This window comes from Pseudomonas sp. MPC6, from assembly GCF_006094435.1.
GTDB lineage: Bacteria > Pseudomonadota > Gammaproteobacteria > Pseudomonadales > Pseudomonadaceae > Aquipseudomonas.
Genome location: NZ_CP034783.1, coordinates 6,714,586 through 6,734,792, shown reverse-complemented (window position 1 = coordinate 6,734,792; position 20,207 = coordinate 6,714,586). Strand labels below are relative to the sequence as shown.

Genomic DNA, 20,207 nt, shown 5'->3' with positions numbered 1-20,207 from the left:
TTCGCTCAGTGCAAACAAAGGATGGGTCTTTCCTTGAAAGCCTGCCTTGGATCTTGCCAGACTACCGCTTGTCCGGATGCACGGGAACGGCCGCCGGACAGTTGGCTAAAAAGAAAAATTGGAGCATTACCCATGAAGGCATTAGGTATGAAGATCGCTGGCAAGACCCTCCTCGCCATGTCCCTGATGGGCGTGATGGCAGGCGTAGTTCAGGCGGATGACAAGGTTCTTCACGTATACAACTGGTCCGATTACATCGCACCGGATACCGTCAAGAAGTTCGAAGCCGAGTCGGGGATCAAGGTGGTCTACGACGTATTCGACAGTAACGAAACCCTCGAAGCCAAGTTGCTGGCAGGCAAGTCCGGCTACGACATCGTCGTACCGTCGAACAACTTCCTGGCCAAGCAGATCAAGGCCGGCGTTTACCAGAAGCTGGACAAGTCCAAGTTGCCCAACTGGAAGAACCTGAACACTGACCTGCTTAAAGCAGTCTCGGTGAGCGACCCGGGCAACGAACACGCCTTCCCTTACATGTGGGGTTCGATCGGCATCGGTTTCAACGCCGAGAAGGTCAAGGCTGCACTGGGCGCCGATGCACCCACCAATTCCTGGGACCTGATCTTCAAACCTGAAAACGCCGCGAAGTTGAAGTCGTGCGGTATCAGTGTCCTTGACTCGCCAACCGAGATGATTCCGGTGGCGTTGCACTACCTGGGCTATCCAACCGACAGCCAGGACAAAAAACAACTGGCTGAAGCCGAAGCGCTGTTCCTGAAGGTCCGCCCTTCGATCGGCTACTTCCACTCGTCCAAGTACATCTCCGACCTGGCCAACGGCAACATCTGCGTGGCCATCGGTTACTCGGGTGACATCTACCAGGCCAAGACCCGCGCGGCTGAAGCCGGTGACAAGGTCAAGGTCAGCTACAACATTCCGAAAGAAGGTGCGGGCAGTTTCTACGACATGGTCGCCATCCCTAAAGATGCCGAAAACGTCGAAGGCGCCTACAAGTTCATGACCTTCCTGCAGAAGCCGGAAATCATGGCTGAGATCACCAACGCGGTGCGCTTCCCGAACGGTAACGCGGCGGCCACCCCATTGGTCGATAAAGACATCACCGCCGACCCGGGCATCTACCCGCCGGCCGACGTGCTGGCCAAGCTGTACGCGATTGCCGACTTGCCGGCCGCCACCCAGCGGATCCTGACTCGCAGCTGGACCAAGATCAAATCCGGTAAGTAAGTCGTAACTTTTGTAGGAGCGAGCTTGCTCGCGAAAATAACGGGAACACCGCGGGGTGTCAGGCACCACGCGATATCGTTGACGACCATCGCGAGCAAGCTCGCTCCTACAGGTGTCTGTATAAAAGTTTTGCTGGAATGGTTTTTCGAGGGTAAGTTGCGCGCCGGTTTTGTTGCCGGGCAGCCATGGCTGTCATGTAACGCGGGGCAACTTGGGCCCAACTAATTTTAGAGGACCTCCACTTGCCTATTTTTTCTTTGTTGCGCAATGCCCTGCTGGTCGGCGCCGGCCTGACGATTGCCGTCGGTGCCCAGGCGGCCGGCACCGTGCATATTTATAACTGGTCTGACTACATCGGCGAGACCACCCTGGTCGACTTCGAGAAAGAGACCGGGATCAAGCCGGTCTACGACGTGTTCGACTCCAACGAAACCCTGGAAGGCAAGTTGCTGGCCGGGCGCACCGGGTATGACGTGGTGGTGCCGTCCAACCACTTCCTTGGCAAGCAGATCAAGGCCGGCGCGTTCCAGAAGCTCGACAAGAAGCAGCTGAGCAACTACTCCAACCTCGACCCGGTGCTGCTCAAGCGCCTGGAGGAGAACGACCCGGGCAACCAGTACGCCGTGCCGTACCTGTGGGGCACCAACGGCATCGGTTACAACGTCGACAAGGTCAAGGCCGTGCTGGGCCTGGACAAGATCGACTCCTGGGATGTGGTATTCGAGCCGGAGAACATCAAGAAGCTGCACAGCTGCGGCGTGGCGTTCCTCGACTCTGCCGATGAAATGATGCCCACCGTCCTCAACTACATGGGCCTCAACGCCAACAGCACCAACCCCGAAGACTATAAAAAGGCCGAAGCCAAGTTGCTCGCGGTGCGCCCTTACGTGACCTACTTCCACTCTTCCAAATACATCGCGGACCTGGCTAACGGCGATATTTGCGTCGCGATCGGTTTTTCCGGCGACATGATCCAGGCCAAGGCCCGCGCGGCTGAAGCCGGCAAAGGCATGAACATCGCCTACTCGATTCCCAAGGAAGGCGGCGCACTGTGGTTCGACATGTTGGCAATCCCCAAGGATGCGGCCAACGTGAAGGAAGCCCACGCGTTCATCAATTATTTGCTGAAACCGGAGGTGATCGCCCAGGTCAGTGATTATGTCGGCTATGCCAACCCGAACCCCGGGTCGGACAAGTTGATGGAGCAGTCCATTCGCACCGACGAGTCGGTTTATCCACCACAGGCAGTCCTCGACAAGACTTACGTGTCCATCGAGTTACCACCGAAGATTCAACGTTTGATGACCCGCAGCTGGACCAAGGTCAAGTCGGGTAAATAGCTGCAAGGCTCAAACTATCCAAGGTTGGCTCACCTTGAGCGAACTGCACTCTTTTTTTTGGGAGTTTCGTAAATGGCAGTTGCCTCCGGCGCCTATAAGAAAGCCCTCGAGGGCGACCAGTCACCTAAACAGGTGCTGGTCAAAATCGACCGGGTCACGAAGAAGTTCGACGAGACGATTGCCGTGGACGATGTGTCCCTGGAAATCAAGAAAGGCGAAATTTTCGCCCTGCTCGGCGGTTCGGGATCGGGCAAATCCACCTTGCTGCGCATGCTCGCAGGCTTCGAACGACCCACGGAGGGACGCATTTTCCTCGATGGCGTAGACATCACCGACATGCCGCCGTACGAGCGGCCGATCAACATGATGTTCCAGTCCTACGCTTTGTTCCCGCACATGACCGTGGCGCAGAACATCGCCTTCGGCCTCAAGCAGGACAAAATCCCCGCCGCGGAAGTCGATGCCCGTGTGGCGGACATGCTCAAGCTGGTGCAGATGACGCAATACGCCAAGCGCAAGCCGCATCAGTTGTCCGGTGGCCAGCGTCAACGGGTGGCCCTGGCGCGTTCCCTGGCCAAGCGTCCTAAGCTGTTGCTGCTCGACGAACCGATGGGGGCGCTGGACAAGAAGCTGCGCTCGCAAATGCAGCTTGAGCTGGTCGAGATCATCGAGCGGGTCGGCGTGACCTGCGTCATGGTGACCCACGACCAGGAAGAGGCCATGACCATGGCCGAGCGCATCGCGATCATGCACCTGGGCTGGATCGCCCAGATCGGCAGCCCGATCGACATCTACGAAACCCCGACCAGCCGCCTGGTCTGCGAATTCATCGGCAACGTCAATATCTTCGACGGTGAAGTGGTGGACGACGCCGAAGGCCATGCGCTGATCACTTGCAAGGATCTGGACCGCAACATCTACGTCGGTCACGGCATCAGCACCTCGGTGCAGGACAAGTCGGTCACCTACGCGATCCGTCCGGAAAAACTGCTGGTGACCCCGACCATGCCGACCTGCGAATACAACTGGTCCAGCGGCAAGGTGCACGACATCGCCTACCTGGGCGGTCACTCGGTGTTCCACGTCGAGTTGCCGAGCGGCAAGATCGTCCAGTCTTTCGTCGCCAACGCCGAGCGCCGCGGGCAGCGCCCAACCTGGGGTGACCAGGTCTACGTGTACTGGGAAGACGACAGCGGCGTGGTACTTCGCTCATGAACATGCGCAAATTCAAACGCCGCCTCAATCGAATAATTCCCGGTGGCCGCCAGTTGGTCATCGGGGTTCCCTTCATCTGGCTGTTCCTGTTCTTCATGTTGCCGTTCTTCATCGTGTTGAAGATCAGCTTTGCCGAAGCCGACGTGGCCATTCCGCCGTACACCGAGATCTACAGCTACCTCGACCAGAAGGTGCAGTTGCTGCTTAACCTGGGCAACTACGCGATGCTGGCCGACGACGAGTTGTACATCGCCGCTTACCTCGGCTCGTTGAAGATGGCGCTGATCAGTACCGTCCTCTGTCTGCTGATCGGTTACCCGATGGCCTACGCGATTGCCAGTGCCCGCAAAGAGATGCAAACGGTGCTGGTGCTGCTGATCATGATGCCGACCTGGACCGCGATCCTGATCCGCGTGTATGCGTGGATGGGCATCCTCAGCAACAACGGGCTGCTGAACGGCTTCCTGATGACCATGGGCTGGATCGATGAGCCGCTGCAGATCCTCAACACCAACCTCGCCGTGTATATCGGCGTGGTGTATTCGTACCTGCCCTTCATGATCCTGCCGCTCTACGCCAACCTGGTGAAGCACGACAACAGCCTGCTGGAGGCTGCGTCCGACCTGGGTTCGAGTACCTTCAACAGCTTCTGGAAGATCACCATCCCGCTGTCCAAGAACGGCATCGTCGCCGGCTGCATGCTGGTGTTCATCCCGGTGGTGGGCGAGTTCGTGATCCCGGAACTGCTCGGCGGCCCGGAAACCCTGATGATCGGTAAAGTGCTGTGGCAAGAGTTCTTCAACAACCGTGACTGGCCGGTAGCGTCTGCCCTGGCGGTGGTCATGCTGTTGATCCTGATCGTGCCCATCATCCTGTTCAACCGTAGCCAGGCCAAAGAAATGGAGGGCAAGGAATGAAGCGCTTCCGTTTCTCGAGTTTCATGCTGATAGCAGGTTTGCTGTTCATCTACGCGCCGATGCTGATCCTGGTGATCTACTCGTTCAACGCCTCCAAGCTGGTGACGGTCTGGGGCGGCTGGTCGATCAAGTGGTATGTCGGGTTGATGGACAACACCCAACTGATGGGCTCGGTGGTGCGCTCGCTGGAAATCGCCTGCTACACGGCGGTGGCGGCGGTGGCGCTGGGTACATTGGCGGCGTTCGTGCTGACCCGTATCACCCATTTCAAGGGGCGTACGCTGTTCGGTGGCCTGGTCACCGCGCCGTTGGTGATGCCGGAAGTGATCACCGGTCTGTCGCTGTTGCTGCTGTTCGTGGCGATGGCGCAGATGATCGGTTGGCCACAGGAACGCGGCATCGTCACCATCTGGATCGCCCACACCACGTTCTGTGCGGCATACGTGGCGGTGGTGGTGTCGGCGCGCTTGCGCGAGCTGGACCTGTCCATTGAAGAGGCGGCGATGGATCTCGGTGCACGGCCGTGGAAGGTGTTCTTCCTGATCACCATCCCGATGATCGCGCCCTCCCTGGGGGCGGGCGGCATGATGTCTTTCGCGCTGTCGCTGGATGACCTGGTGTTGGCCAGTTTCGTCTCGGGGCCCGGTTCGACTACCTTGCCGATGGAAGTGTTCTCGGCGGTGCGCCTGGGGGTCAAACCGGAGATCAACGCCGTGGCCAGCCTGATTCTGCTGGCGGTATCGTTGATGACGTTCCTGGTCTGGTTCTTCAGCCGCCGCGCCGAAGAAAGTCGCAAGCGTGCGATCCAGCAGGCGATCGAGGAAGGCGCTGCCGACTCCTGGCGACAACCGGACGCACGTCGCGCACAGCAGGCGCCGGAAGCGGTTTGAGCTGACGTCGGGTTGACCACCTTGGTGTGGCCAACCCGATCCCCTGTAGGAGCTGGCTTGCCAGCGAAGAGGCCCTTCCAGCCGACATCAATGTTGGCTGACACACCGCTTTCGCTGGCAAGCCAGCTCCGACACAGGGGTCTAGGCAACCCAGGGAGATCTGCGGATAACCTCGACAAAATTCATCGGCTTGAACCCCGGCTCACTGTCCACCAGCACATCCGCATTCACAGTCCCGAACGTGGTGTCCGGCTTGTGCTTGAAGCCATTGGCAAAAGCACACAGGATGCACGCCTTGAACCCGTCACCCCGTGGATGCGCATGCACCACCGCTTCACGCTGCGCCGTCGGGAACGCGGCATAGTCGATACCCAGCACATCCATTTCAACCCCGGCCGTGACCAGCGCCACGTTGGGACGCAGGTGTTGCGGCACACCCGGTGTGGTGTGCAAGGCAATCGACAACCACACCTGCTCGATATCGTCGTCCGATAAACCATAAGGCTGCAGAAACGCTGTGGCGGCGTTGGCGCTGTCGACTTCAAAGCGCTCGTCCTGCGTGCGATGACCTTCCACCAGCCCCAGGTCATGGAACATCGCGCCGACGTACAACAACTCGGGGTTGTAGGCCAGTTGCTTGCGCTCACCGCTCAAGGCACCAAACAGGAACACCCGGCGCGAGTGGTGGTACAGCAGGTCTGACTCGACGTCGCGAATGTATTCGGTGGTGGCCCGGGCCAAGGCGCTGTCGGGGATTTTGATGCCGGCGATGGTGCTGCTCATGCTGCTTTCCTCGTGGAGAACGCCGTGGCGGCGCTGAGGAATCCAGTCTGTTCCGGCACCCCGAGCCGGACAATCGATCCATGGCTGCGATCCTTGCCAATGAGCAGGCATATCGCGCCAGCCTCGCTTGTTGCGCGCGGATTGGCTAGGGTTGGCGATGTTGAGAGGCTACGCACGGTTCATGTGGGAGCGGGCTTGCTCGCGAAGGCGGTCTTTCAGTCAGCATCTCTATTTACTGACACGGCCCCTTCGCGAGCAAGCCCGCTCCCACAAGGTTTTGTGTTTGTCTCAGCTACGTGATCAACCCATCGAGGGCGTTTTGAACCATGCAGAAAACCGTCGCCATCGTGGTGTTTTCCGGCGTCCAGTCCCTGGACGTCACCGGTCCCATGGATGTGTTCTGCGAAGCCAATCGCTTCCTGGCGCCGGAAGATCACTATCGCCTGGAAGTGATCGGCGTCGAGCGCGGGGTGATGGCGTGCTCCAACGGTTTGTCGCTCAACGCCCATCGGCATTTCAGCGAGGCGCAGCAGGCTTATGACTTGCTGTTGGTGGCCGGTGGGCCGCAGTTGCCGTTCATGAATTTCGGCGCGGCATTCGATGCCTGGCTGCGCGATGCCAGTGCGTCGGCGCAACGTTTTGGCTCGATCTGCAACGGCGCCTTCATCCTCGCCCGGGCCGGCTTGCTCGATGGAAGAACGGTGACCACCCATTGGGGCGATGCTGCGGCACTGGCTGCGTTATGCCCTTCGACCCGGGTCGAGGCCGATCGCCTGTACGTGCAGGATGGCGAGTTGTACACCTCGGCGGGGGTCACGGCGGGGATCGACTTGTCGTTGTACCTGCTGGGTCGGGACCATGGGCCGGAAGTGGCCCTGAGCGTGGCCAAGCGGCTGGTGGTATTCACCCAGCGCTCGGGTGGGCAATCGCAGTTCAGCCCATTCCTCACGCCACACGCTGAACCGACCTCGGCGGTGGCCCTGGTTCAGCACTATGTGCTGGCCAACCTCACCGGCGACCTGACGATTGCCGACCTCGCCAACGCCGCCAACATGAGCGCCCGCAACTTTTCCCGGGTGTTTGCCAGGGAGGCGAAAATCACCCCGGCGGAATTCGTCGAACGGGCGCGGGTAGATGCGGCGCGGGTACTGCTTGAAAGCACCCATTCGCCGCTCAAGACCGTGGCCTACCAGTGCGGGTTTCGCGATGCCCAGCACATGCGCAGCGTGTTCAACCGCCGGCTTGGGGTGACGCCGCAGCAGTTCAGGCTGAATTTTGCGGCGGTGGTGTGAGCTGAGATTGTTGTTGCCTGCCAGGGCCTCATCGCGGGCAAGCCTCGCGCCTACAGATCATGTTTCGATCATGAGATAACCACTAACCTGTAGGAGCGAGGCTTGCCCGCGAAGACGTCAGCCCAGGCAACAAAAATCTATCGCGCAGCCCGCGCCGGCAACAGCTTCAACGTGCTGCGGGTATTGGCGGTAACTTCTTCGTCGTTGATGTAAGCCTGGTAATACACCCCTTCGATATACGCCTCCGCCTGGTCATCAAAATGCCTGTCAAACGGCACGCCACTCTGGCCAACCGGGTTGACGGTCAGGCTGTGGGCCGGGTCGGCGAAGTCGATCAGGCGACGGGTCGACGGCCCGTAGGTCACCGGCCACGGGGCCGGGCCGATTTTGGAAGAGAGGTTGTTCGGCACTTCATGCGCGCCGGGCGCGGCGAACGGGCCGACGTTGAAGACCCGATCCAGCGGCTTCTGCTGCCCCAGTGGATGGCCATGGGTCAGGGTGTGCGCCCTGCCCCATTGCCATTGCGCGAAATCCGCACCCAAGGTGGTCTTGAGGTGCGCGAGGCTCGCTTGCCAGGCGACCTTGACCGTATCGGCGCGGGTTTCTTTGCCAAGGGTGTTGCGGTTGTCCCACCACGGCGAGTCGGCGGTCGCGGCCAGGCGCGGCAGTGCAGCGTCGATCACCCGGGTCGAGAGCAGCGTTTCGAAGAAATCATTGCCCAGCTCATCGTGCATAGATGCGTCAGCCAGGTTGAACAGGAACTGGTTGAACAGCGTGGCGCTGGTGGACTCGAGCGGGTAATCGCCTGGCCACTGGGCCAGTTGCTCCACCAGTTTGAGTTCGGCCGGATCGCTCACCACTTCGCGCAGTACCGGCAACAACGGCGCGAGCAAGCGCGGGCCATAGGCGGTGGTGGTGCCCAGCTGCAGCTTCTGGCTGGCGGCCAGGTCCCACTTGATGGTTTTGTCGCTGAGCTGGCGATTGAGCTGCTGACCGCGATCGGCCAGGTTGTAGTACCCGGGAATCTCCATCCCGGAGGGCGATGGCGGCTGGAAGTTGGCCGAGACGATATAGCCTCGCGCCGGGTTCTCTTCCTGCGGGTTGGCGCTGAACGGGTGGAAGCCTTCCTTGTCCGCTTCGGCGGTGCTGCCGTCGAGGATGAACCACGGCCGCACACCCGCCGGACGTTTGGGCAATTGCGCGGCCGCCCACCAGCCGATATCGCCCTTGGCATTGGCCCAGACGATGTTCAGGCCCGGTGCCTGCACCTTGGCGGCGGCACTGCGCGCCTTGGCCAGGGTGTCGGCGCGGTTGAGCTGGTAGAAACCCTCGAGGATCGGATTCTGGCTTTCGAGAAAGCCCCACCACATGGCGATCGGCGTTTTGCCGACGCTGTTGCCCAGTGCATCATTGACGATCGGACCGTGGGGCGACTGGCGCAGCACCAGCGTCACGGGCGCCTGGCCTTTGACCGCGATCTGCTGTTCGCTGCTCACCATGTCGACCCACTTGCCGCGATACCACACCTGATTCGGATTCTGCGGATTGACCTTCTCGGCGATCAAGTCCAAGTCGTCGTTCTGGAACATGGTGATGCTCCAGCCGAAGTCGCGGTTCACCCCGAGGGAGGCGAACGGCATCAACGCCTGGTAATGACCGTAGAGCTCGAAGCCCGGCGCCGATAGCTGCGCTTCGTACCACACCGACGGCGCGGAAAAGCGGATATGCGGGTCACCGGCCAACAGCGGCTTGCCGCTTTTGGTGCGATTGCCCGAGACCACCCAGGCGTTGCTGCCCTCGAATTGCGGCAGGCCGTTGTCGGCCAGTGCCTGTTCGCTGAGGCGGGCGAGGGCGTTGAGATCTTTCCAGTCGACGCTGCCCAGGGACGGCACGGCGCCGCCGGGCGTCTTCGCCAGCACGCCTTTGGGCTGCCAGTCGAGATCGAAGACAGTCAGGTAGTTGGCCCCCAACTGATCGCGCACGTAAGTCAACAAGGGCTCGGTGCGAAACGCTGCGGCAAAACTGTAGGCCATGTACCCGGCGATGCTGATGGTGTCCTGGGCGGTGAACGGGCGCTTGGCAATGCCCAGCACATCGAACTCCACGGGTGCCGGATGGCTGTCCTGATACTGGTTGATGCCGTCCAGATAGGCCTGCATGGCGATAAAGGCCGGCGACTGTTGGTCCAGGTTCGCCAGGTAGGTTTCGGCCCGTTCGCGAATGCGCAGGCTGCGCATCAGCTTGTCGGTATCGAGCAATTTCGGGCCCAGCACCTCGGCCAGTTCCCCGCGAGCGAGGCGGCGCAGGACCTCCATTTGAAACAGCCGATCCTGGGCGTGCACGTATCCGAGGGCGCGGTACAGGTCCGGTTCGTTTTCCGCGCGGATGTGCGGGATGCCGCGCTCGTCATAGCGCACGGTGACCGAACCTTGCAGGTGTTGCAGCTCGACCATGCCCTGGCGTGTCGGCTGCTTGCTGTAAACGTACCAGCCGGCGCCCGCGGCGAGCGCGACAATCAGCAGGGCGACGACGGTCAGGCTACGTTTCATGGTGACTCCTTGTTATTAGTGGCAGCAGTTCCCTGGCGCCACTGTTTAACACGGCTCGGCGAATTGGCCCATCGCCCTTAGGAGGGATTCGTATGGCGGGGTTTTTCCCTATTTCGTGGTATCGACAGGCCACGGGCAGTAACACCCCACCGCCAGTGTGTGCGTGGCATCCACTGTCCGGCCTTGGTTCAACGCCTGCAGGATCGGCTCGATAAAACTGTTACTGGAATTGCAGGTCAGGCCTTCGCTGTACGGGCCGAAATACGCCAGCTTGCCGTTGCGATCCCAGATCGCCACGGCCGGGCTGGCGGGGATCTGTTCGGAACCTGGCAGGACGGTGATGGTTTTCAAATTGCTCAAGGTACTCGGCAACTGGCCGTGGCTGCCGGGTTTTTGTACCGAGTAAAACTCTACGCCCTGGGGTCCATACTGCTCGACCAGTTCGCCCAGGTGTTGTTGATTGCCGACGTTGCACGGGCAGGCCGGGTCCCAGAAGTGCACCAGGCGGATGGCGCCGGGGCCGGCCAGGTTGTCGGGCAGGCGCAGCGGGTCGCCGGAAAACACGGCGGTGTGTGAACTGAACGCGCGCAGGTAGCGTCCCTGAAACCAGTCATAAGCGGCCCAAAGCACACCGGCACACACCAGGGCGAGCAGGCAGGCAAGCAGTGGGGTGCGGTAGGGCGAACGCATGGGTTTCAATCCTCGAAGGTCGCCCAGCTTGCCATGCTTGCCGCGACAGAAGAATATCGCAGGCTTATAAAGTCCGTTTCATGCTCTGGAATCGTCCATGCCTGCCACTTTCGACCCCGATCATCTGCGTGCCAGTCTGCGGCCACTGGCTGAGGCGCAGCCCCTGTCGGTGGAGGCGTTGGCCTACCAGTGTTTTTATGGGCTCGATTTTGCGGGGCGACATCTGCGCAGCGGCCTGGGTCGTTTCGCGGTGGATGGTTATGACGTGGTCTGCCAGTTCTGGTGGCCGCAGCAGGCCAGGGCGACGCTGTTTTTGTTCCACGGCTTTTATGATCACACCGGGCTCTACCGGCATGTGATCGAGTGGGCGCTGGACCAGGGGTTTGCGGTGATTGCCTGCGACTTGCCAGGGCATGGCCTGTCCAGCGGTGAACGCGCCAGCATCAAGGATTTCGCCGAGTATCAGGACACGCTGCAAGGGTTGTTCGCCGAGGCGCGCGCCCTCGATCTGCCGCAGCCGTGGCACCTGTGCGGGCAAAGCACTGGCGGCGCGATCGTGATCGATCATGTGCTCAACGCGGGGGCGAGCAGTCCGGCACAAGGGCTGGTGATCCTGCTGTCGCCGTTGGTGCGGCCCCGGGCCTGGGGCTGGTCGCAACTGAGCTATTACCTGCTCAGGCCTTTCGTCAAAGCCATCGCGCGGCGCTTCAGCGAAAACTCCAACGACCCGGATTTCTTGCCGTTTTTGCAGGCTGATCCGTTGCAGCCGCTACGGTTGCCGACCGCCTGGGTCGGTGCGCTGGCGCGGTGGATCAAGCGCATCGAGGCCGCGCCGGGCAGTACGCGGCGGCCGCTGATTGTGCAGGGGCAGGCGGATATGACGGTGGACTGGCAGCATAACCTTGCCGTGTTGAAGGCCAAGTTCGATCGGCCGCAGGTGTTGATGCTGCCGCAGGCGCGGCATCATCTGGCGAATGAGACGCTGGCGTTGCGGGGGGAGTATTTCGGGTTTTTGAGCAAGCGGATCAAGGGGCGGAATCTTTAGCGTCAGTTCGGGCCCCATCGCGAGCAAGCCCGCTCCCACATTGGATCTGCAGCGAACACTGATTTTGTGTACGGCAGCGATCAAATGTGGGAGCGGGCTTGCTCGCGAAGGGGCCCTTGCAGGCGCCAGAGATTACTGGCTAAGCGTGGAAGTATCCTGCCCCACCGCCAACCCCGCCCGAATCGCCGCCAACGCCGCCTGATAATAAGCCTGGCCTTCCGCCGACTCGGCAAAGGTGGCGAACTCCTCCAGTTCGTTGTCCGACAGATCGCGATAGACATACAACAGCGTGTTGTTCAAATCGCTGCCGATCTGGTCCATCAAGCGCTGGCGCTGGCCGTTCAACATGTCTTGCGCCTGACCGCCGCCGAGCAGGCCGGGGATCATCGAGCTCAGGCTGTCGGCCGCGACACCGGCAATCGCCAGGCTGACTTCGGCGCCGGCCTCGCGAGCGGGCAAGGCCTGGGCCAGGTGACCGATGATCAGCAGGCGGCTGTCACTGGCCTGAATCTTCGGTAAACCCTTGGCGTTTTTTGCCAGTTGGTCGCGACGGGTCGCCAGCAGTTCGGCGGCGACGATTTTTTTGCCCAGGGGTGACTGGAAAAACGTCAGCGCCGGTTTCGGATCGACGAGGGTCTTGCGCAGTTGCGCTTCGGCGCGCTGGTCCACGGCCTTGGGGGCAAAGCGTTGATTGCTGTTGTTGACCAGCGCCTGGAACACCGCCGGCGGCAGGCTGTTCTGGTAGCGCTGTTGAGCGGCCGAAAGAGCGTCGTTGAAATGCGCGCGTTGTTCCGGCCAGCCGGCGACCTTGTACAACTGGTCGTGGCCGTCTGCCCAGGCGGGCATAACGCAGAACATCAGCAGTGAGAAAAGCAAACGACGCATAGGGGCTCCTGTCGGCAGGCGACTATTCTCCGTGGGGCATGGGTACTTGTCGAGAATTCGTATCAACCCGCTGCGTGGCTCTGTCGGATTTTCAGGCACAGGAATACTATGCGCGCCATGCAAATACCCTCTGATCACCCGCTGCTGTTACGTATCGTCGACGACCTGGCCGAGCGGGGCTGGTCGCAGCAGAATATTTTCCTGCCACTGGGTCTGACCCGGGAACTGGCGGCCGAGTGCCGTAAACGTGCGGCCGAGGGTGAACTGGCCCCGGCCGCCGTGGGCCGCGGGCCGACATCGGAGGTGCGCGAGGGCATTCGCGGCGACCATATCCAGTGGATCGAGCCAGGGCAGGCGCTGGCTTGCGACAGTTATCTGGTGCTGATGGACAGCCTGCGCGAAGCGATGAATCGCGGCTTGTACCTGGGCCTGGAAGATTTCGAAAGCCATTTCGCCCTGTACCCGCCCGGTGCTTTCTACCTCAAGCATCTCGACCGCTTCCGCGACGACGACCGGCGGATGGTCTCGGCGGTGGTTTACCTCAATGACGACTGGCTGCCCGAGCACGGCGGTCAGCTGCGCATGTACCTGGATGAGGGGGGCGAATACGATGTGGTGCCTGTCGGCGGATGCCTGGTGGTATTCCTGTCGGGTGAGGTGCCACACGAAGTCCTGCCCGCGATGCGAGAGCGCCTGTCGTTGACCGGCTGGTTCCGGCGTCGCGGCAACGAGCCGTTCTGATCATGCAAAAAGTTCTGGTAAGCCGTTGTCTGCTGGGGCACCGCGTACGTTACGACGGCGGGGCCAGCGGGCCGTTCGATCAGCTCCAGCAGTGGCTCGACGAAGGTCGGGTCGTGCCGTTGTGCCCGGAGGTGGCCGGCGGGTTGCCGACGCCCAGGGCTGCGGCGGAAATTCCCGGCGGGCAGGGTGGTGAGGTGCTGGATGGGCAGGCGCCGGTGATCACCACCGAGGGCGCGGATGTCAGTGCGCAGTTTCTCGCGGGGGCTTATCAGGCGCTGGAGCTGGTTGAAAAGCACGGCATCCGGATTGCGGTGCTCAAGGCCAATAGCCCGTCTTGCGGGAATTTGCTGACGTATGACGGGACCTTCAGTGGGGTGAAGGTCAGCGGTGAAGGTGTGACGGCGGCGTTGCTAAAGCGCCATGGTGTTCAAGTCTTCAGTGAGCTGGAGTTGGCTGAAGCCGCTGCCGCCCTGAAGATCTGACGCCTCACACAAAACCCACCTGTAGGAGCTGGCTTGCCAGCGAAGGGACCATCACATCCAACATCTATGTTGACTGTTACGCCGCCTTCGCTGGCAAGCCAGCTCCTACAGGGGCCCGTCAGCGGCTTCAGGGTTTGGGCGCCACGCTCGTATCCGCCCCGAACCACTTCTGCTCCAACGCCTCCAGCCGCCCATCCGCCTTGATCCGCTGCAGCGCATTCTCCAGGCTGGCGTGAAACGCCGGGTTACCCTTCTGAAATGGAATCGCCAGGTCCACCGCCGGGGCCGCTTTCGGCTTTTCTCCCGTCAGCGACTGCACCAACAGAATTGAACGCGGTTGCTCGTCTTTCTGCGCGATCAATTGCGCATCCGTGCGAATGTAAGGTGCACTGAAGTCGAAACGATCCTTGAGATCCGGGGTCATTGCTATGTGGTTGATGGCGACGTCGTACTTGCCGCTTTCGACACCGGCCAGCAGGTCGCCGGAATCGGTAATGACGAAGTCGGACCGCACATCCAGTTCCTGGGCCAACAACTGACCCAATTCGACTTCGAAGCCCGTCAGTTTGCCATCGTCCTTGAAATTGAAGGGTGGTGTATTAGCCTCAAGGGCAATGCGCAATTCGCCACGGTCGTTTACATCGTCAATCAGTTCGGCATGAGCCAAGGGGCTCAAAAGGGGTAGCAGGCAGATCAGGCCAGGCAAAAAACGCATGGTCACTCCTTTGAATTCATTATCGCGATGCTCTGGGTCGGGCTCGCTTTGCTATGGTTGTCGAGAGCCTTCGACAACGAATGGCCGTGAAGTTGTCATGGCCGCGCCGATTTTATGGAAAAACTGGAGAAGAGAATGAAAACCTTTATGTCACGTGCTGCGCTGACCGGTCTGCTGATGGGCGTTTCGGTGCTGGCCAGTGCGGCTACGCCGGCACCCAAGGGTGCTGAAGTGTCCATCGTTTCTCCTAAAGATGGTGGGACTGTCCCGCAAACGTTCAAAATCAAATTCGCTGTCGAGAACGTTGCATTGGCGCCAGCAGGCGATACCACCAAGAACACCGGCCACCACCATCTGCTAATCGATGCGAAGGATGTGGTTGCCGCAGGGGCGGTCATCCCGGTAGATGCCAATCACGTTCATTTCGGCAAGGCGCAGACAGAAACCGAGGTGACGCTGACGCCAGGCAAGCATACCTTGCAGCTGGAGTTGGGCGACATGAACCATATGGCCTTCGATCCGCCAGTCGTGTCGGAGAAGATCACCGTCAACGTGAAGTAACTGTTCGGAATAAAGAACCGCGAACATGAAAAAGGAGCCCCGAGGGGCTCCTTTTTTTGTCACTCAAGTCACTATCAGAACAACACACGGCAACGAATGGTGCCATTGATGTGCTGCAGCTTCTCTTGCGCCATTTCCGAGTAGTCGGCATCGACGTCGATCACGACGTAGCCGACTTTCTCGTTGGTCTGCAGGAACTGACCGGAGATGTTGATGCCGTTTTCGGCGAAGACCTTGTTGATCTCGCTCATCACACCCGGAATGTTTTCGTGGATGTGCAGCAGGCGGTGCTTGCCAGGGTGAGCCGGCAGGGCCACTTCCGGGAAGTTCACCGACGATACCGAGGTACCGTTGTCGCTGTACTTGACCAGTTTTTCTGCCACTTCCAGGCCGATGTTGGCTTGCGCTTCAGCAGTGGAACCGCCGATGTGCGGGGTCAGGATCACATTGTCCAGGCCGCGCAGCGGGCTTTCGAACTCTTCTTCGTTGGAGCGTGGCTCCACCGGGAACACGTCGATGGCTGCGCCGATCAGGTGCTTGTCCTTGATCGCGTCCGCCAGGGCGTCCAGCTCGACCACGGTGCCGCGAGCCGCGTTGATCAGGATCCCGCCTTTCTTGATGGCGCGGATTTCCTTCTCGCCGATCATCCACTGGGTCGCAGCGGTTTCCGGAACGTGCAGGGTGACGATGTCGGACATGCCCAGCAGTTCGGTCAGGCTCGCCACTTGAGTGGCGTTGCCCAGTGGCAGCTTGGTCACGGTGTCGTAGAAATACACCTGCATCCCCAGGCCTTCCGCCAGGACCGACAGTTGGGTACCGATCGAGCCGTAACCGACGATGCCCAGCTTCTTGCCACGGATTTCGAAGGAGTTGGCTGCGCTCTTGATCCAGCCGCCGCGGTGGCAGGAAGCGTTCTTCTCAGGGATACCGCGCAGCAACAGGATCGCTTCGGCCAGCACCAGCTCGGCAACGGAACGCGTGTTGGAGTACGGCGCGTTGAACACCGCGATCCCGCGTTCGCGAGCCGCGTTCAGGTCAACCTGGTTGGTGCCGATGCAGAAACAACCGACAGCCACCAGTTTCTTCGCATGATCGAAGATCTCTTCGGTCAGTTGGGTGCGAGAGCGAATGCCGATGAAGTGCGCATCAGCGATCTTTTCCTTGAGCTGGGCTTCCGGCAGAGAACCGGTGAGGTACTCGATGCTGGTGTAGCCAGCCGACTTGAGAACGTCGACAGCCGATTGGTGGACGCCTTCGAGAAGAAGGAACTTGATCTTGCTCTTATCGAGAGAAGTCTTGCTCATCTGCGTAAACCTGTATCCCGGAGAAAATTGGCAGGGAAGTAGCCAGCAGACGCTGACCCGAGCGGCAAGAAAGCCGTCGCCGCAGAACAGCCATTGGGCACTCTCCTGCGGGGTCGGTATGCTAGCATAAGCGCCCCGCTAAACACCCATTCCTGCGACGTGAAGCGTTCTCAGGATGACCATGAATTGTTCGAGAGTTCTGTCGATGACCAATCCTGCCCTGATTGATGAGCTGAAGACCCTGGTTGAGCCTGGCAAGGTGCTGACCGATGCCGACTCCCTGAATGCTTACGGCAAGGACTGGACCAAGCATTTCGCCCCGGCCCCGACGGCCATCGTGTTTCCCAAGACCACCGAGCAGGTCCAGGCCATTGTGCGTTGGGCCAACGAGCGCAAGGTGGCGCTGGTACCGTCCGGCGGGCGCACCGGCCTGTCTGCCGCTGCCGTGGCGGCCAATGGCGAAGTGGTCGTGTCTTTCGACTATATGAACCAGATTCTCGACGTGAACCTGACCGACCGCACTGCAGTCTGCCAGCCAGGCGTGGTCACCGAACATTTGCAGAACGTGGCTGAAGAAAAAGGCCTGTACTACCCGGTGGACTTCGCTTCGGCAGGGTCCAGTCAGATCGGCGGCAATATCGGCACCAATGCCGGCGGGATCAAGGTCATTCGCTACGGCATGACCCGCAACTGGGTGGCCGGCATGAAGGTCGTCACCGGCAAGGGCGATCTGCTGGAGCTGAACCGCGACCTGATCAAGAACGCCACCGGCTACGACCTGCGTCAGCTGTTCATCGGCGCCGAAGGCACCCTCGGGTTTGTCGTCGAAGCGACCATGCGCCTCGACCGGGCGCCGAAAAACCTCACCGCCATGGTCCTTGGCACCGCCGATTTCGACTCGATCATGCCGGTACTGCACGCGTTCCAGAGCAAACTCGACCTGACCGCCTTCGAATTCTTCTCCGACAAAGCCCTGGCCAAGGTCATGGCCCGTGGCGACGTGCCGGCGCCGTTCGAAACCGATTGCCCGTTCTACGCGCTGCTGGAATTCGAAGCGACCACCGAAGAAGTGGCCAACCACGGGTTGGAAACTTTCGAGCACTGCGTCGAGCAAGGCTGGGTCCTGGACGGCGTGATGAGCCAGAGCGAAACTCAGTTGCAGAACCTGTGGAAGCTGCGGGAATACATCTCCGAGACCATTTCCCACTGGACGCCGTACAAGAACGACATTTCGGTGACTGTGTCGAAAGTCCCGGCATTTCTGAAGGAAATCGACGCGATCGTCGGCGAACACTATCCGGACTTCGAAATCGTCTGGTTCGGCCACATCGGCGACGGCAACTTGCACTTGAACATCCTCAAGCCGGAAAACCTGAGCAAGGACGAGTTCTTCGCCAAGTGCGCGACCGTCAACAAGTGGGTGTTCGAAACCGTCGAGAAGTACAACGGCTCGATTTCCGCCGAGCACGGCGTGGGCATGACCAAGCGTGATTACTTGACCTACAGCCGTTCCCCGGTCGAGATCGAGTACATGAAAGCCGTCAAAGCGGTGTTCGACCCGAACGGCATCATGAACCCGGGCAAAATCTTCGCTGTTTGACTGTTGAATTTAAGCGCTACGAAACAGGAGTCGGTAATGAGCTATCAGCACCAGTATGTCGACGGTACGCGTATTCACTTCCCCTTGGGGAAGGTGGTGTGCATCGGCCGCAACTACGCCGAACACGCTAAAGAACTGGACAATCCGGTGCCTACGGAACCGCTGCTGTTCATCAAGCCGGGCAGTTGTGTGGTGCCGCTGGAAGGCAGTTTCAGCATTCCGACCGAGCGCGGTTCGGTGCATTACGAAGCGGAAATCGCGGTGTTGATCGGCAAGCCTCTGTCGACCAGGCCGAGCCGTGAAGAAGTGCTCGACGCGATTTCCGGTTTCGCCCCGGCCCTGGACTTGACCCTGCGCGACAAGCAGGCCGAACTGAAAGCCAAGGGCCTGCCCTGGGAAATCGCCAAGTCGTTCGACGGGGCGGCGGTGATTGCACCGTTCGTGTCCGGCAGCACCTTTGCCGACCTGGCCGACATTGGCATTCGCCTGACCATCAATGGCGAAGTGCGCCAGGATGGCAACAGCAAAGACATGCTCAACCCGATCGTGCCGATGATCCAGTACATGGCTGGCTGCTTCTCGTTGCAGGCCGGTGACGTGATCCTCACAGGCACGCCGGTGGGCGTTGGTCCGTTGAATGTCGGTGACGACCTGGTGCTGGAATTGCCGGGCGCCAGCAGCTTCACCAGCAGCGTCCGCTGATCCAATACAACCCCTGTAGGAGCTGGCTTGCCAGCGAAGGCGGCGTAACAGTCAACATAGATGTTGAATGTGATGGCCTCTTCGCTGGCAAGCCAGCTCCTACAGGGGGATTGTGTTTCTGTCCCAAAGAAAGCGGCGCCTACGCAGGGCAATCCCGCCATTTTCCGTTTTTTTCACATCCTGTCTGGATAATTCAGGGGCTTGCGGAATCTGCGCTGATCCCAATTATGCTATTACCCTTTGTCTGAATTTTCGGAACGTTTTCCTTGATGCCATCCCAACCGCTGCCCACGCTCAAACCTGCCCGCCGTCCGCGCTTTTTCATGCGTTGGTATTCCTGGCTGTTACTCGTGGCAGCCGCCGCGTATGGCCTAGCATTCGCGATGCATTGGGATGACCGGGGCGTGCTCTGGGTGCTGGAACGTTTCGAAAGCCCGGCTGAGCGCCAGGAGAGCATCTGGTTGCCGGATTACCACGCGGTGATCGATGCCAAGGTGCTGCCGGGCATGGAGAAGGACGAGGCTTCGGACCTGGCCTACGACCCGCAGACCAAAACCCTGTTTTCGGTCATGGGCAATAAACCGTTCCTGGTCGAGCTGACGTTACAGGGGGATGTCCTGCGCAAAATGCCCTTGGTGGGCTGGAGCAATCCGGAAGGGGTGACCGCGATGGGCAACGGTCTGCTGGCCATTGTCGATGAGCGCGAGCACCTGCTCTCCATCGTCAAGGTCGATGCCGACACCCGCGAGCTGAACATCGCCAACTTCCCGAAATACGACCTCGGCCCTTCGAAAAACCAGAACAAGGCCTTCGAGGCAATCGCCTGGGATCCGCGCAACCGGCAATTGCTGCTGGGGGAAGAGCGCCCGCCGGCATTGTTCAGCTGGAAAAGCGATGGCAGCCAGACTCTCACGGGCGACAAGCAGAAACTCGTCAGTGATGAGCTGGACATCCGCAACCTGTCGGCCCTGGCCATCGACCCGCGCACCGGTCACACCCTGGTGTTGTCCGCCGACTCTCACCTGTTGCTGGAGCTGGACGAGAAGGGCGAGCAGGTCAGTTTCATGACCCTGCTGGGCGGTTTCAACGGCTTGAAGCAGACCATTCCGCGCGCTGAAGGCGTGACCATGGACGAGGCTGGCACCCTGTACATGGTGAGCGAACCGAACCTGTTCTACCGTTTCGAAAAACAGAAATAACGCCCCGGTAGGAGCTGCCGCTGGCTGCGATCTTTTGAGCTTGATCTTAAAA

Annotated in this window: 19 protein-coding genes and 1 pseudogene; 13 read left to right on the top strand and 7 right to left on the bottom strand. The window is 60.3% G+C overall.

The genetic code is table 11. The features are described from left to right. Positions 1 to 147: 147 nt before the first annotated feature. Positions 148 to 1,245, top strand: coding sequence for a polyamine ABC transporter substrate-binding protein (locus ELQ88_RS33505; RefSeq protein WP_138969614.1), 1,098 nt, complete (start codon positions 148 to 150; stop codon positions 1,243 to 1,245). 11 nt (positions 1,246 to 1,256) lie between these two features. Here ELQ88_RS33505 and ELQ88_RS34945 read toward each other — a convergent pair. Next, positions 1,257 to 1,334, bottom strand: a pseudogene (locus ELQ88_RS34945) (outer membrane lipoprotein carrier protein LolA); the annotation flags it as partial. A gap of 153 nt (positions 1,335 to 1,487) precedes the next feature. Between ELQ88_RS34945 and ELQ88_RS33495 the strand changes: the two are divergent. The 4 genes from ELQ88_RS33495 (at position 1,488) to ELQ88_RS33480 (ending at position 5,607) form a co-directional block, all read left to right on the top strand. After that, positions 1,488 to 2,585, top strand: a complete 1,098-nt coding sequence (locus ELQ88_RS33495; protein ID WP_138969435.1) for a polyamine ABC transporter substrate-binding protein — start codon at positions 1,488 to 1,490, stop codon at positions 2,583 to 2,585. A gap of 72 nt (positions 2,586 to 2,657) precedes the next feature. Further along, positions 2,658 to 3,800 (top strand): polyamine ABC transporter ATP-binding protein, encoded by a 1,143-nt coding sequence (gene potA, locus ELQ88_RS33490; protein WP_128870576.1) that lies wholly within the window; start codon positions 2,658 to 2,660, stop codon positions 3,798 to 3,800. Continuing rightward, positions 3,797 to 4,717, top strand: a complete 921-nt coding sequence (locus tag ELQ88_RS33485; protein WP_138969434.1) for an ABC transporter permease subunit — start codon at positions 3,797 to 3,799, stop codon at positions 4,715 to 4,717. Before potA ends, ELQ88_RS33485 begins: the two co-directional genes overlap by 4 nt. After that, positions 4,714 to 5,607, top strand: a complete 894-nt coding sequence (locus ELQ88_RS33480) for an ABC transporter permease subunit (RefSeq protein ID WP_128870578.1) — start codon at positions 4,714 to 4,716, stop codon at positions 5,605 to 5,607. Before ELQ88_RS33485 ends, ELQ88_RS33480 begins: the two co-directional genes overlap by 4 nt. A gap of 141 nt (positions 5,608 to 5,748) precedes the next feature. On the opposite strand, the gene ELQ88_RS33475 is transcribed toward ELQ88_RS33480, so the two are convergent. Continuing rightward, the gene (locus tag ELQ88_RS33475) at positions 5,749 to 6,390 is read right to left on the bottom strand and encodes an HD domain-containing protein (RefSeq protein ID WP_138969433.1); all 642 of its coding nucleotides are present in this window, start codon (positions 6,388 to 6,390) and stop codon (positions 5,749 to 5,751) included. 326 nt (positions 6,391 to 6,716) lie between these two features. Here ELQ88_RS33475 and ELQ88_RS33470 point away from each other — a divergent pair, with 326 nt between their 5' ends. Beyond that, on the top strand, positions 6,717 to 7,682 hold the full coding sequence (locus ELQ88_RS33470) for a GlxA family transcriptional regulator (RefSeq protein ID WP_138969432.1): 966 nt from the start codon (positions 6,717 to 6,719) through the stop codon (positions 7,680 to 7,682). 137 nt (positions 7,683 to 7,819) lie between these two features. On the opposite strand, the gene ELQ88_RS33465 is transcribed toward ELQ88_RS33470, so the two are convergent. Together ELQ88_RS33465 and ELQ88_RS33460 are read right to left on the bottom strand one after the other, a co-directional pair. Next, positions 7,820 to 10,231, bottom strand: coding sequence for a penicillin acylase family protein (locus tag ELQ88_RS33465; RefSeq protein ID WP_138969431.1), 2,412 nt, complete (start codon positions 10,229 to 10,231; stop codon positions 7,820 to 7,822). A gap of 108 nt (positions 10,232 to 10,339) precedes the next feature. Then, positions 10,340 to 10,921, bottom strand: a complete 582-nt coding sequence (locus ELQ88_RS33460; protein WP_128870583.1) for a DUF6436 domain-containing protein — start codon at positions 10,919 to 10,921, stop codon at positions 10,340 to 10,342. A gap of 97 nt (positions 10,922 to 11,018) precedes the next feature. Between ELQ88_RS33460 and ELQ88_RS33455 the strand changes: the two genes are divergently transcribed. Continuing rightward, complete coding sequence (locus tag ELQ88_RS33455) at positions 11,019 to 11,966, top strand: alpha/beta hydrolase (protein WP_128870584.1); 948 nt, start codon at positions 11,019 to 11,021, stop codon at positions 11,964 to 11,966. A gap of 132 nt (positions 11,967 to 12,098) precedes the next feature. On the opposite strand, the gene ELQ88_RS33450 is transcribed toward ELQ88_RS33455, so the two are convergent. Beyond that, positions 12,099 to 12,851, bottom strand: coding sequence for a DUF2059 domain-containing protein (locus ELQ88_RS33450; RefSeq protein WP_138969430.1), 753 nt, complete (start codon positions 12,849 to 12,851; stop codon positions 12,099 to 12,101). A 108-nt stretch (positions 12,852 to 12,959) separates the two neighbouring features. On the opposite strand from ELQ88_RS33450, the gene ELQ88_RS33445 reads away from it, so the two are divergent. Next, the gene (locus ELQ88_RS33445) at positions 12,960 to 13,592 is read left to right on the top strand and encodes a 2OG-Fe(II) oxygenase (RefSeq protein ID WP_138969429.1); all 633 of its coding nucleotides are present in this window, start codon (positions 12,960 to 12,962) and stop codon (positions 13,590 to 13,592) included. Between the two features lie 2 nt (positions 13,593 to 13,594). Beyond that, positions 13,595 to 14,074: a DUF523 domain-containing protein gene (locus ELQ88_RS33440; protein WP_138969428.1), complete on the top strand. Its 480-nt coding sequence runs from the start codon at positions 13,595 to 13,597 to the stop codon at positions 14,072 to 14,074. Between the two features lie 127 nt (positions 14,075 to 14,201). On the opposite strand, the gene ELQ88_RS33435 is transcribed toward ELQ88_RS33440, so the two are convergent. Next, positions 14,202 to 14,789 carry a transporter substrate-binding domain-containing protein gene (locus tag ELQ88_RS33435; protein WP_128869369.1) on the bottom strand — a complete coding sequence of 196 codons (588 nt, stop codon included), beginning with the start codon at positions 14,787 to 14,789 and terminating at the stop codon, positions 14,202 to 14,204. Positions 14,790 to 14,924: 135 nt separating this feature from the next. On the opposite strand from ELQ88_RS33435, the gene ELQ88_RS33430 reads away from it, so the two are divergent. Beyond that, positions 14,925 to 15,350, top strand: coding sequence for a DUF4399 domain-containing protein (locus ELQ88_RS33430; protein WP_138969427.1), 426 nt, complete (start codon positions 14,925 to 14,927; stop codon positions 15,348 to 15,350). Between the two features lie 74 nt (positions 15,351 to 15,424). Here ELQ88_RS33430 and serA read toward each other — a convergent pair whose 3' ends face one another. Further along, complete coding sequence (gene serA / locus ELQ88_RS33425) at positions 15,425 to 16,654, bottom strand: phosphoglycerate dehydrogenase (protein WP_128869371.1); 1,230 nt, start codon at positions 16,652 to 16,654, stop codon at positions 15,425 to 15,427. A gap of 205 nt (positions 16,655 to 16,859) precedes the next feature. Here serA and ELQ88_RS33415 point away from each other — a divergent pair, with 205 nt between their 5' ends. From ELQ88_RS33415 to ELQ88_RS33405, 3 genes are all read left to right on the top strand, one after another. Continuing rightward, the gene (locus ELQ88_RS33415; RefSeq protein WP_128869372.1) at positions 16,860 to 18,254 is read left to right on the top strand and encodes an FAD-binding oxidoreductase; all 1,395 of its coding nucleotides are present in this window, start codon (positions 16,860 to 16,862) and stop codon (positions 18,252 to 18,254) included. A 36-nt stretch (positions 18,255 to 18,290) separates the two neighbouring features. After that, complete coding sequence (locus tag ELQ88_RS33410; protein ID WP_128869373.1) at positions 18,291 to 18,956, top strand: fumarylacetoacetate hydrolase family protein; 666 nt, start codon at positions 18,291 to 18,293, stop codon at positions 18,954 to 18,956. A 269-nt stretch (positions 18,957 to 19,225) separates the two neighbouring features. Beyond that, positions 19,226 to 20,155, top strand: coding sequence for an SdiA-regulated domain-containing protein (locus ELQ88_RS33405; RefSeq protein WP_138969426.1), 930 nt, complete (start codon positions 19,226 to 19,228; stop codon positions 20,153 to 20,155). The last annotated feature ends 52 nt before the right edge of the window (positions 20,156 to 20,207 follow it).

What these genes read in the sequence shown, in the direction of transcription:
- ELQ88_RS33480 (WP_128870578.1), top strand. Translation starts at nt 4,714, where the DNA reads ATGAAGCGCTTCCGTTTCTCGAGTTTCATGCTGATAGCAGGTTTGCTG.
- ELQ88_RS33435 (WP_128869369.1), bottom strand. Translation starts at nt 14,789, where the DNA reads ATGCGTTTTTTGCCTGGCCTGATCTGCCTGCTACCCCTTTTGAGCCCC.
- ELQ88_RS33440 (WP_138969428.1), top strand. Translation starts at nt 13,595, where the DNA reads ATGCAAAAAGTTCTGGTAAGCCGTTGTCTGCTGGGGCACCGCGTACGT.
- serA (WP_128869371.1), bottom strand. Translation starts at nt 16,654, where the DNA reads ATGAGCAAGACTTCTCTCGATAAGAGCAAGATCAAGTTCCTTCTTCTC.
- ELQ88_RS33470 (WP_138969432.1), top strand. Translation starts at nt 6,717, where the DNA reads ATGCAGAAAACCGTCGCCATCGTGGTGTTTTCCGGCGTCCAGTCCCTG.
- ELQ88_RS33485 (WP_138969434.1), top strand. Translation starts at nt 3,797, where the DNA reads ATGAACATGCGCAAATTCAAACGCCGCCTCAATCGAATAATTCCCGGT.
- ELQ88_RS33455 (WP_128870584.1), top strand. Translation starts at nt 11,019, where the DNA reads ATGCCTGCCACTTTCGACCCCGATCATCTGCGTGCCAGTCTGCGGCCA.
- ELQ88_RS33405 (WP_138969426.1), top strand. Translation starts at nt 19,226, where the DNA reads ATGCCATCCCAACCGCTGCCCACGCTCAAACCTGCCCGCCGTCCGCGC.
- ELQ88_RS33445 (WP_138969429.1), top strand. Translation starts at nt 12,960, where the DNA reads ATGCGCGCCATGCAAATACCCTCTGATCACCCGCTGCTGTTACGTATC.
- ELQ88_RS33430 (WP_138969427.1), top strand. Translation starts at nt 14,925, where the DNA reads ATGAAAACCTTTATGTCACGTGCTGCGCTGACCGGTCTGCTGATGGGC.
- potA (WP_128870576.1), top strand. Translation starts at nt 2,658, where the DNA reads ATGGCAGTTGCCTCCGGCGCCTATAAGAAAGCCCTCGAGGGCGACCAG.
- ELQ88_RS33475 (WP_138969433.1), bottom strand. Translation starts at nt 6,390, where the DNA reads ATGAGCAGCACCATCGCCGGCATCAAAATCCCCGACAGCGCCTTGGCC.
- ELQ88_RS33465 (WP_138969431.1), bottom strand. Translation starts at nt 10,231, where the DNA reads ATGAAACGTAGCCTGACCGTCGTCGCCCTGCTGATTGTCGCGCTCGCC.
- ELQ88_RS33505 (WP_138969614.1), top strand. Translation starts at nt 148, where the DNA reads ATGAAGATCGCTGGCAAGACCCTCCTCGCCATGTCCCTGATGGGCGTG.
- ELQ88_RS33460 (WP_128870583.1), bottom strand. Translation starts at nt 10,921, where the DNA reads ATGCGTTCGCCCTACCGCACCCCACTGCTTGCCTGCCTGCTCGCCCTG.
- ELQ88_RS33415 (WP_128869372.1), top strand. Translation starts at nt 16,860, where the DNA reads ATGACCAATCCTGCCCTGATTGATGAGCTGAAGACCCTGGTTGAGCCT.
- ELQ88_RS33410 (WP_128869373.1), top strand. Translation starts at nt 18,291, where the DNA reads ATGAGCTATCAGCACCAGTATGTCGACGGTACGCGTATTCACTTCCCC.
- ELQ88_RS33450 (WP_138969430.1), bottom strand. Translation starts at nt 12,851, where the DNA reads ATGCGTCGTTTGCTTTTCTCACTGCTGATGTTCTGCGTTATGCCCGCC.